Origin of the sequence: Arthrobacter sp. ISL-65, from assembly GCF_018613795.1 — a bacterium.
In the GTDB taxonomy this organism is placed as follows: domain Bacteria; phylum Actinomycetota; class Actinomycetes; order Actinomycetales; family Micrococcaceae; genus Arthrobacter.
The window spans coordinates 20,173-30,005 of record NZ_JAGGPN010000060.1 but is presented as its reverse complement, the minus strand read 5'-3'; the positions used below and the strand labels follow the sequence as shown (position 1 = coordinate 30,005).

The 9,833-nt window shown below is 68.2% G+C and carries 10 protein-coding genes; 2 read left to right on the top strand and 8 right to left on the bottom strand.

Features of this window, described 5'->3' with window-relative positions; all coding sequences use genetic code 11:
• Together J7I85_RS22755 and J7I85_RS22750 are read left to right on the top strand one after the other, a co-directional pair.
• The coding region (locus J7I85_RS22755) for a hypothetical protein (protein WP_214857634.1) at nucleotides 1-191 on the top strand (191 nt) is incomplete at its 5' end.
• 94 nt (nucleotides 192-285) lie between these two features.
• Nucleotides 286-468 (top strand): hypothetical protein, encoded by a 183-nt coding sequence (locus tag J7I85_RS22750; protein WP_111905501.1) that lies wholly within the window; start codon nucleotides 286-288, stop codon nucleotides 466-468.
• Between the two features lie 93 nt (nucleotides 469-561).
• Here J7I85_RS22750 and J7I85_RS22745 read toward each other — a convergent pair whose 3' ends face one another.
• From J7I85_RS22745 to J7I85_RS22710, 8 genes are all read right to left on the bottom strand, one after another.
• Entirely contained in the window at nucleotides 562-1,059 is a 498-nt protein-coding gene (locus J7I85_RS22745; protein WP_214857633.1) for an SRPBCC domain-containing protein, read from the bottom strand.
• Nucleotides 1,060-1,072: 13 nt separating this feature from the next.
• On the bottom strand, nucleotides 1,073-1,405 hold the full coding sequence (locus J7I85_RS22740) for a metalloregulator ArsR/SmtB family transcription factor (RefSeq protein ID WP_214857631.1): 333 nt from the start codon (nucleotides 1,403-1,405) through the stop codon (nucleotides 1,073-1,075).
• A gap of 62 nt (nucleotides 1,406-1,467) precedes the next feature.
• Nucleotides 1,468-3,294: an FAD-dependent oxidoreductase gene (locus tag J7I85_RS22735; RefSeq protein WP_214857622.1), complete on the bottom strand. Its 1,827-nt coding sequence runs from the start codon at nucleotides 3,292-3,294 to the stop codon at nucleotides 1,468-1,470.
• Between the two features lie 20 nt (nucleotides 3,295-3,314).
• A complete protein-coding gene (locus J7I85_RS22730; RefSeq protein WP_214857620.1) occupies nucleotides 3,315-4,178 on the bottom strand; it encodes an aldo/keto reductase in 864 nt (287 codons plus the stop codon).
• The gene (locus J7I85_RS22725; RefSeq protein WP_214857618.1) at nucleotides 4,175-5,044 is read right to left on the bottom strand and encodes a sugar phosphate isomerase/epimerase; all 870 of its coding nucleotides are present in this window, start codon (nucleotides 5,042-5,044) and stop codon (nucleotides 4,175-4,177) included. Before J7I85_RS22725 ends, J7I85_RS22730 begins: the two co-directional genes overlap by 4 nt.
• Nucleotides 5,041-7,125, bottom strand: coding sequence for an FAD-dependent oxidoreductase (locus J7I85_RS22720; protein WP_251024729.1), 2,085 nt, complete (start codon nucleotides 7,123-7,125; stop codon nucleotides 5,041-5,043). The genes J7I85_RS22725 and J7I85_RS22720 overlap by 4 nt, the downstream gene beginning before the upstream one ends.
• Before the next feature lie 3 nt (nucleotides 7,126-7,128).
• Entirely contained in the window at nucleotides 7,129-8,280 is a 1,152-nt protein-coding gene (locus J7I85_RS22715; RefSeq protein ID WP_214857615.1) for a Gfo/Idh/MocA family protein, read from the bottom strand.
• Between the two features lie 80 nt (nucleotides 8,281-8,360).
• Entirely contained in the window at nucleotides 8,361-9,752 is a 1,392-nt protein-coding gene (locus J7I85_RS22710) for an MFS transporter (protein ID WP_214857613.1), read from the bottom strand.
• Nucleotides 9,753-9,833: the final 81 nt, after the last annotated feature.

Here is a 9,833-nt window from a genome sequence, read left to right as displayed (position 1 = left end):
TAGAAGGATCCGTTCGCGCTGGAGGGGCGTGTGGCAAACCTCACCCGCCATTTGGGGCCAAATCGTTTGAAAAGCTCTCCCGCGCCTGTGCATCATGGAATGGAACCACAAAGAAATACGCTTTTCTGCAAGTGGTTCAGAAGTTCAAACACAACAAAATCCTGGTGGACGCAATGAGGCCAAACCGGTGAGCTCGTCGAGCTGCCTAAGGCCTCCGAGCGTTCCTGGGCTGACCTGTTCCGCGGCATCGCATTGGCGCCATGCCCAGACACGAAAGCACTGAAAATGACCTTTGAGACCGCCGAATCAATGACGATCAAGATCTGGGACCGTTCTGCAGTGAACCACACACTGGAGACGCTGGTGCACGATTTTTCGAGCCGGGCCAACGCAAAGAAGAGTGACGTTGCGGTCACCCTCAGCGGCCCGAACACCTTTACGCTCAGCCTGAACACCGCTGCTCTCTAGGCAGCACATAGCAGGCAGCACAAACCAAAGAGGACGACGGCGGGAACCTACCGCCGTCGTCCTCTTTCTTTTGCGTTGTGGCTGGGCTGAGCGCTAGGCGCGGGCGTGCTCGGCCAGCAGGGCATCGATCTGTCCGGCTGCCTCCTTCATGCCGTCCTCCATGCCCATCTCGATCATGTTGTTCATCTGTTCTTCGGACTCGAAGACGGACTGGACCGTCATCCGGGTGCGGCCGCCGATGTCCTCCAGCGTGACGGTAGCGTGCGTGGTTCCCATGGCCTCCACCGGGGCGCCGTCGTCGTCGGCGAACCCGTCGTCGAACTCGAGGCGGTTCGGCGCCTGGATGTCGGTAATGCGCCACCAGCCGCCGGCCTTCTCACCTTCCGGGCCGGTCATGTAGTAGAAGGCCTCTCCCCCGGGGGTGAATTCGTACTGGCTAAACGTCGCAGGCCAGGTGGGCGGGCCCCACCAGCGCTCGAGCTGCCGCGGGTCTTCCCAGATCTGCCAGACGCGCTGAACGTCGGCGTCGAACTCTGCCACGAGGATGAAGCTGAGCGCCTCGGGATTCTTGGTGGAACTGATAACCGTCATTGCCGGACCCTTCCTATTTTTCAGCGAGGATGTCTGCGATCCGGGCGACGCGCTGCCGCCAGATCGCCTCGTATTCGTCAAGCAGCCTGCGGGCTTTCTCCAGGCCGTCATGGTTGCCCCGCACGATCTGCTCCCTTCCGCGCTTTTCCTTGGTGACCAGGGAGGCGCGCTCCAACACCGCCACGTGCTTCTGAACGGCGGCAAAGCTCATGGCGTAGAGGGCGGCCAGGCCGGTCACCGAGTACTCTCCCACCGTTACCCGGCGCATGATGTCCCGCCGGGTGGTGTCCGCGAACGCCTGGAAAAGGCGGTCGAGTTCGGCATCGCTAAGCTGATCTACAACCATTTGGTTGTAGGATATGACGGCGGCGGACGCGTGTCAATGGCCTGAAAGCCCCGCCGTCCCACTCATGCGGCACCCACCCCGGCGCCCGTTTCCGATGGCATGCTCCCGTCATCCTCGTACGCCACCGCACCGGCCAAGTCGCGGGCGGCGACGTACCCGAACGCCAGCGCTGGACCGAGGTTGATGCCGCCGGCCGGGTAGTGCCCGCCCATCACGCTGGCCTGGTCATTGCCTGCGATGTACAGGCCGGGGATGGGCCGGCCGCCGTTGTCCAGGGCGCGGGAGCGGCCGTCCACATCCAGTCCGGCGAACGTGCCGAAGCTGCCGGGCACCACGCGGACGGCGTAGAACGGGCCCTTCTCGATGGGACCCAGCGACGGGTTCGGTTCCACCGTAACGTCACCGCCGTAGCGGTTGAACGGCGTGGAGCCTCGGCCGAAGTCCGGGTCCGTGCCAGCCGCGGCATTGCGGTTGAACCGCTCCACCGTCTCCTTCAGCCCGGCGGGATCGATGCCGCACCGGGCCGCGAGCTCCTCGAGCGTGCGGCCCTTCTTCAGGTAGCCGGAGCGCAGGTAGGGAAAGAGCGGCACGGGCAGCGGCTTGGCCATGCCCAGCGGGAAGCGGCGCACAAAGCGGGAATCGGCGATCTGCCAGGCCTCCGCTTGCTCCCCCGACGGCGTGGCCTCCAGCATTGCCGCCACGTAGTCGTAATACCCGTTGGCCTCGTTGACGAACCGCTTCCCGTTACGAAGGACGCCGATGCTGCCGGGTTTGGCGCGGTCCATGATGTGCGGGAACGTGCCGGTCCGCCCGCTCCGGTACGGCACCAGCGACACCGGGCACCACGCCGCGGCGGACTTCACGTCGGTCCGGAAGCGGGCACCCACCGACTGGCCCAGGCTGATGCCATCGCCGCTGGCCTCGGCGGGCGCCAGTGTCCAGTGTTCACGCCCGGTGGGCGTGTTCGGGAACAGTTCTTTCCGGCGCTGCACGTCGTTCGGGAATCCTCCGGCGGCCAGGACCACTCCGCGTGAGGCGTTGATCTGCAGCTCCCCTTCAGGGGTTCCGACGACGGCGCCCGTCACCTTGCCTGCCCCGTCGGTCAGCAGGCGCCGGGCCGGGGTGGAGACGCGGATATCCACGCCGAAGTGGTCTGCTGACTGCAGCAGCCGGCCGGTCAGGGCCGTGCCGTTGACCAGCTGCATGTTGCGCCGGTGCGTCAGCAGATCCAGGATGTGCTGGCCAAAGCGCCAGCCTGCATGGAGGATCCCGCGCGGATTACCCCGGGACGCGGACAGGAACCTGCCCAGGTCCTGCCCCGCCATGATGCCCATTCCCAGGAACGAGGTTTCATACAACTGGTGCCGCAGCGTGGCGCGCATCTCCGGCCGGATCCGCCGGGCGTTCAGGGGTTTGGGACCCACGGAGCGGTGTCCGGTCCCGGCGCCGGGAAGCCCGCCATAAACGTCATTGATTTTGGCGCCGGGCACGAACTGCAATGACGTTTTCTGGTGAAAGAAGCCCACCATGTGCGGCACGGCCTCCAGGAACGCGTCCACCCGGTCAGCCTGGTAGTCGGTCCCGAGGACACCGCGCAGGTAGGTGCGGAAGGTCTCCTTGTCCTCGCTGACGCCGGCGGCCCTGGCCAGCGGATTGCCCGGGGCCCAGGCCCAGCCGCCGGACCAGGCCGTGGCGCCGCCGCACACGTCCGCCTTTTCCACCACTACCACCTTCAGCCCGTGGTACGCGGCCGTCACGGCGGCGGCCAGCCCGCCCGCTCCGGAGCCCACCACCAGGACGTCGCAGTCCAGGATGGAATGTCCATCTCCGGCGGCCGGCAGTCCGTCGCCGGCCGCGGAAGGGGTTGTTGCATTAGTCGGGAAAGTCATCTCTGGCTCCAGTGCTTCTTTCAGTGTCCGAATTCGTCCGAGTCCAGCCGCGGCGGCGCGCCCGTGTCCAGGGCATCGATGCCGGCCATTTCCCCCTCGGTGAGGGCAAAGCCAAAGACGTCGAGGTTTTCGCGCTGCCGCCGGTCATCGGCGGACTTGGGGATGGCCACCCGGCCGGACTGGACCTGCCAGCGGAGCACCACCTGCGCCGGTGTCCTGCCGTATGCCTCGGCCGGGCCGGTGACGGCAGGGGCCGAGAGGAAGCCGCCGTTGCGGCCCAGCGGGCTGTAGGCAGCGGTGACGATGCCGTGCTCACGGTGGAAGGCCAGCTGGTCCAGCTGCTGGTGCTCGGGATCCATCTGCACCTGGTTGACCGGGACTTCCAGGCCTGCCGCCTGCAGCTGCCACAGATGGGCCGGCTTGAAGTTGGAAACGCCCCAGCACCTGATCAGCCCCTCCTCGGCCAGCCGGGTGAGCCCCTCCGCAGCTTCCACAAACCGGCCCTGGGCAGGATTCGGCCAGTGGATCAGGAAGAGGTCCAGATATTCGGTGCCCAGCCGCCGGGCAGCTGCGCCGAAGGCCTCGCGCACGCCCGTGCCGCCGTGCCACTGCTTGTTGAATTTGGTGGTGAGGAACAGGTCCCCGCGAGCAATGCCGCTGCGGCGGATCCCCTCCCCCACGGCCACCTCGTTGTCGTAATTTTCGGCCGTATCGATGTGCCGGTAGCCGTTGGTGATGGCGCGGGCCACGGCGTCGGTGGCCTCCCCGCCGGTCATGGGCCAGGTGCCGAGCCCGATGAGTGGAATTACGACGCCGGGCGCCAGTTCCGCCGTCGTGCCCAGTTCCGCTGCGGTTCCGGCTGCTTCTGCGGCTGTTCCGGTCATGCTGTTACCGCCTTTTCGATTGCTGACTTCTCGGTTGTCTTTTTGGATTCCATTGCCAGGACAGCCACGGCGGCCTCCTTGAGCTTCCGCGCCCAGCCCAGCTCGCCCAGCCGGGCCACCGTGCTGTCCGACGGCACCTCGACGCTCACCGGAACGTCGGCCGGAAAAGCGTTCACCAGGGCGGCGAGGTCGAAGCCGCCACTGCCCGGAACACCGCGTTCCGAGCGCGACTCCGCCACCAGCGCCGCATGGCTGGCCGGACGCTGCACCGGCCCGTCGCACAGCTGCAGCAGCGGCACCAGGTCCCGGTTCGCTTCGAGGTTCTGCCACTGCGGGGACCCCGGGACCGCGCCAAAGCGGTTCAGGTGGAGCGCGTCCACCACGACGTTGCAGCCAGAGATGAGTGCCAGGGCCACCGCGGCGGGGATGGAGTTCACCGCCTGGTAGGAGATGGGCTCGAGGGTGGGGACGATGCCGTAACTCCGGCCATCCTCCGTCATGCGCGCCAGGGTGTCGGCGAGGCGTGCGGTGTCGGGGTCGGACGCCGCCACCGTCAGAGAGGCCGCACCCAGGGCCTGCCCGGCCTCCATCATGGCCAGCCACGCATCGCGCTGGTCGGTGCCGTCCAGCAGCAGGAACTCAATGTCGCGGACAGTGACCCCAGTGTCGGCCATCCGGGACAGTGTCTCCCTCAGCATCGGCGATCCCGGCTGCAGGTCGTAGGGGCGCTCGGTGGGAGTGACGGGACGGACGCGCGCGCCGATGAAGTCGAAGCCAGCCTGCGCGGCGACGGCCACCAGCTGGGGCGGGGCGGTGTTGAGGAGGGAGAGCTGGGCCAGGCCCAGCTGTCGGCGCGGTGCGGTCATGATGCTGCTCCGTTCATGCTGAGCTCGAAGGGACCCGCTTCGGGTTCGGTTGCAAAAGCCGCGGGCTCGGCGGCAAGCGCTGCAGCGATGCGCTGCGCGGCGTCGTAGCCGCTCTTCACCGCGTTGGAGGCGATGGCGGGGGTGTGATCCACCACCGTTCCGGCGAACGCCACCGGCACGCCGGCCACGCGGGCCAAGTCTGCCTCACGGTCCTCCGCGGGGACGGAACCGTCCAGCGGCAGCACAGAACGGGACACCAGCAGGCTTCCGGGCGCGTCCAGCCATTCCGAGCCGGACCCGTCCCGGGACGTGCCGGCTATCCGGATGCGGCCGCCGTCGTATTCCTCGATCGTGGCACCCAGCCGGACCCGGACCCGTGGATTCTGTTCGAGCCGGGGCACGGCCAGGATTTTCGCCCGCCGTCCGGATTCCGGCGCGAGGACGTCCTGCGGCCCCACCAGCAGGACCGCTGTGCCGCGGTCCGCGAGGGTGTCGGCCAGGCTCATGGCCACCGAGTCCGCACCCCAGATGGTCACGGCGTCCGGGACGTCACCGCCGTCCAGCACCTCGGGGTGGGCCGCGAGCCAGTCCCGCACGTCCGTTACGCCGGGCAGGTCGGCGCCGGGGAAACCTGCCCCGGGCCGGGTCCCGCCGGTGGCCAGCACGACGGCGTCGGCCCCGGTTTCACGGACCAGCCCGGCCAGATCGGTAACGTCGACGCGCCTGCGCTGTCGCAGCTCTATCCCCATCCGTTCGTTCTCGGCCTCCGACCAGTCGCTGAACCGGTGGAAATCCGGCGTCGACTTCATCCGTTCCGCAAGGGCTAACTGCCCGCCAAGCCGAGCGCCGTCGTCGAGCACTGTGACCTGCGCACCTGCCAGGGCAAGTTCCCGGGCGGCGGTGAGGCCGGCGGGGCCGGACCCCACGACGGCGACCCGGGAGCCCGGGCGCACTCCCGGCGTGGGAAGCGGGACCCGCGAGCGCCCGACGGCTGGGTTGACGGTGCACGTGACCTGCCCCTGGCCGAGGGTGTCGATGCAGACGTTGCAGGCGATGCAGGGACGGTAAGCCTCTCCGCGGAGGACGCCACCCACAAAGGCGGGATCGGCGTGGATGGCGCGGGCCAGGCTGACGAAATCGCTGACGCCGTCGCCGAGGACCTCCTCGATGACGGCCGGCGAGTTCAGCCGCCCTGCCATGCCCAGCGGAAGCCCGAACTGCCGGTACGCCGCGGCGTAGTCGCGGAGCAGGCCGGGCTTCCACTCGCCGGGCTGCACGATCCATTCGCCGGCGTCATAGCTGCCGGCGGACAGGTCGAGGAAGTCCAGCTGGTCCAGGTTCGCTTTTGCCATGATGGCCAACTGGTTCTCGGCGCTGATGCCCTCCGCCGGGCCCTCGACGACGGACACCCGCACCCCGACGATAGCGTCCGGCGCGGCCTCGCGGACGGCGTCGATGACCAGGTTCAGGAAGTGCTCCGGCGCGGCGAACTCGTCCGTGCGGTGGTTGGAGATGGGGGACATGAACTGGTGGATCAGGTAGCCGTGCGCGCCGTGGATGTTGATCACGTCAAAGCCCGCGGCCACGGCCCGGCGTGCCGCCGCGGCGTAGGCCGCCACGAGGTCGTGGCATTCCCCCGCGGTCAGCTCCCGCGGCACCTCCCCGCCGGCCACCGCACACGGCACCGGCGACGGCGCCACGTTCTTGTGCCCGGACACCGCAGTTTGGGCGGTGCGGCCACCGTGGTTAAGTTCGACGGCGGCCAGCGCCCCTTCGGCGTGCAGGGCGTCGGTGAGCCTGCGCAGCCCCGGAATCATGGCGTCCGTGTGCAGGCCCAGCTGGTGCGTGCGGCCCTTGCCGTCGGCCCGGACGTACGTGGCTTCGGTGGTGACCAGGCCCAGACCGGCCCTGGCCCGGGTGACGAGGTAGTCGATGTACTGCTCGGTGATGTGCCCGTCCGCTGTGCCGTAGTTGCGCTCCATCGGGGCGGAGGCGAGCCGGTTGCGGAGGGTCCGCGGAGTGCGTCCGTTCCGGCCCAGGGTGAGCGGGCGGGCGGCGTAGCGGGTGTTGTGCTCCATCATGGCCTAGCCTGCCGCTTCCGCCGGAACACGGGTAACGACGTTGGCCGGCACCACGACGCCCGAGGGAACCTCGACGTCAGCGAAGCGGACGGGGCGGCCGGTGCGTGAGGATTCGTAGACCGCGAGCAGGATCCGGAGGGATTTCAGGGCATCCTTTCCGGTGATGGCGGGCTCGGTGCCGGCGTCCAGTGAGTGCACGAAATCGCGGACCTGGCTGGTGTGGTGCGGAATCAGCTGGCCGTTGATGGTGGAAAGGTCAATATTGGGTTCCACGCCTTCGGGATGGACGGGCTCCACGGTGATCTTCTCCCCCACGGCCCACAGGTCCAGCCGGCCGTCGCTGCCCTCAGGGAACTCCGTCAGCGATGCCGACGCTCCCGTTTCACCCGTGATCCGGAGCTGGATGCCCAGGTTGGGGGACACCGCCGTCGACGCCTCAAGCGTTGCCATGGCGCCGGAGGTGAAGGTGATGACTGCCGTGGCGGAGTCCTCCACTTCGATGTAGTCGCCGTGCCGGTACGTGTTGACCTTTCCGTAGACCTCCGCCACGTCGCCGAGGTACCACTGCAGCAGGTCGAGCTGGTGGATGGCCTGCGTCATGAGCACGCCGCCGCCGTCGTTCTCCCAGGTGCCGCGCCATGCGTCGCGGGAATAGTAGTCCGGCGCGCGGTGCAGCATAACGGAACACTGGGCCATAAGCGGCCGGCCCAGTGTCCCGTCGTCGATGGCGGAGCGGATCTTCTGGGCGGCCGGCCAGAAGCGGCGCTGGAACAGCGCACCGAACTGCACCCCGGCATCCTCGCAGGCGGCGACCATCCGCTCAGCCGCGTCGAGCCGGGTGGCGATCGGCTTTTCGCACAGCACATGCACCCCGGCTGCCGCAGCCTTGAGCACCACCTCCTCGTGGGTCGGGTGGGGTGTGCAGACCGACACGATGTCCACGCCCAGCGCCAGGATCTCGTCCACGGTGTTCACCGCATTCGGCACCTCCCAGGCCCGGGCGGTGGCGCGTGCCCGGTCCAGGTCAATGTCGCACACGCCGACCACCTGGACGTTTTCCAGGGCGCCGAACGCTTCGAGGTGGTTGCGGGAGATGGCGCCGCAGCCCACGATTCCGGCTCGGTAGGTGCGGGGGGCGGTTGCTGACTGGGTCATGGTTTCAACTTTCTGGTGGGTGGTGGGCGGGACCGGGCCGGGTTTCGGGGCCGGGCGGGGGTATCGGGACCGGGCCGGGACTAGGCGTCGGTGGAAACGGAACTGCGGACCGGCCTCTGGGGCCGCGGCAGTCCGAGTTCCTCGAGCGGGATCTTGTGGGTTTCGCGGGCCGTGGCAATGGCGATCGCGGAGACGGCCAGGCAGGCCACCGTGAAGCCGGCCACCGGGATCCATCCGCCGGGTCCCGGCTGGGCCAGGAGGGTGGCGATGGCGGGGGCAAAGCCGGTGAGGATCAGGCCCACCTGGCTGCCGATGGCCATCCCGGAGTAGCGGACCGGGGCGGGGAACATCTCGGGGAAGAAGACTGTCCAGACGCCGTTCCAGCAAGAGTAGAAGACGGACATGTTCAGGAACCCGAAGACGAAGATCAGGGCGATGTTGTGCTCGCTGATGGCCCAGAAGTAGCCGAACGAGGTGACGGCGCAGCCCAGGGATCCCACCAGGAGCACCTTCTTGCGGCCAAACCGGTCCGAGATGATGCCGGCCAGCGGGATGGTGAACATGGACAGGCCGATGGTGACGGCGTTGACCGTGAGCATGAGGGTCCGGTCCAGGCCGATGCCCTTGCCGGTGGCGTAGGCCAGCGCGTACACGGTGAAGGTGGTCTGCATGACCGAGAACAGCATGACCAGGGCTACCCGCAGGACGTCGCGCCACTGCGTCTTCATCACTTCGGCCGCCGGAATGCCCTGGGGCTTCTTGGCTTCCACGGTCTCTTCGAACACGGGCGGTTCCTCCAGCCGGGTCCGGATCCAGTAGGCCACCAGCAGCACAACAGCGGACAGCCAGAAGGGGACGCGCCAGCCCCAGCCCAGCAACTGCTCCTCCGGGAGGGCGGCTAGCGGGATGAACACCACCGTGGAGAGCACCATGCCGGACGCGTAGCCGGTCATCACGAAGCTGGTGAAGAAGCCGCGGCGTCCTTCCGGGGAGTGTTCCATGGTCAGGGTGGACGCCCCCGCGGCCTCGGCGCCGGCGGAGAATCCCTGCGCCAGCCGGCCCGCCAGCAGCAGCGCCGTGGCCCAGTAGCCCAGCTGGTCATAGGTGGGCAGGAAGCCGATGCCGATGGAGGCCACCCCCATGATCACCAGCGTGATCATCAGCGCCTGCTTGCGGCCGAGCTTGTCCCCGAAGTGGCTCATGATGACGCCACCCAGCGGCCGCGCCAGGTAGCCGACGCCGAACGTGGCCATCGCGCCGAGCAGGCCGACCACCGGGTCTCCGCCGGGGAAGAAGATCTTCGGGAACACCAGCGCTGCCGCCGTGCCGTAGATGAAGAAGTCGTAGTACTCCAGCGTGGAACCAAGGAAGGAAGCCAGTGCGGCCTTCCTCGGGGTCTTCGCCGGGAGGCTTCCCGCGCGTTCCAGGACGGCGGGCTCCGCGACGGGGTTTGGGGGTTGGACGTGTCCCATAGGTTCTCCTCATTGAGCTTCCAGGGCGGCCGCCACCTGCTGGCGGGGCCGAAGTGTTGAGCATGCACCCTGTTCGGGTGC

Bases quoted from the DNA above. Each gene is read 5' to 3' on its own strand.
- J7I85_RS22735 (WP_214857622.1), bottom strand. From the start codon at position 3,294: ATGACTTTCCCGACTAATGCAACAACCCCTTCCGCGGCCGGCGACGGA.
- J7I85_RS22710 (WP_214857613.1), bottom strand. From the start codon at position 9,752: ATGGGACACGTCCAACCCCCAAACCCCGTCGCGGAGCCCGCCGTCCTG.
- J7I85_RS22745 (WP_214857633.1), bottom strand. From the start codon at position 1,059: ATGACGGTTATCAGTTCCACCAAGAATCCCGAGGCGCTCAGCTTCATC.
- J7I85_RS22730 (WP_214857620.1), bottom strand. From the start codon at position 4,178: ATGACCGGAACAGCCGCAGAAGCAGCCGGAACCGCAGCGGAACTGGGC.
- J7I85_RS22750 (WP_111905501.1), top strand. From the start codon at position 286: ATGACCTTTGAGACCGCCGAATCAATGACGATCAAGATCTGGGACCGT.
- J7I85_RS22725 (WP_214857618.1), bottom strand. From the start codon at position 5,044: ATGACCGCACCGCGCCGACAGCTGGGCCTGGCCCAGCTCTCCCTCCTC.
- J7I85_RS22740 (WP_214857631.1), bottom strand. From the start codon at position 1,405: ATGGTTGTAGATCAGCTTAGCGATGCCGAACTCGACCGCCTTTTCCAG.
- J7I85_RS22715 (WP_214857615.1), bottom strand. From the start codon at position 8,280: ATGACCCAGTCAGCAACCGCCCCCCGCACCTACCGAGCCGGAATCGTG.
- J7I85_RS22720 (WP_251024729.1), bottom strand. From the start codon at position 7,125: ATGATGGAGCACAACACCCGCTACGCCGCCCGCCCGCTCACCCTGGGC.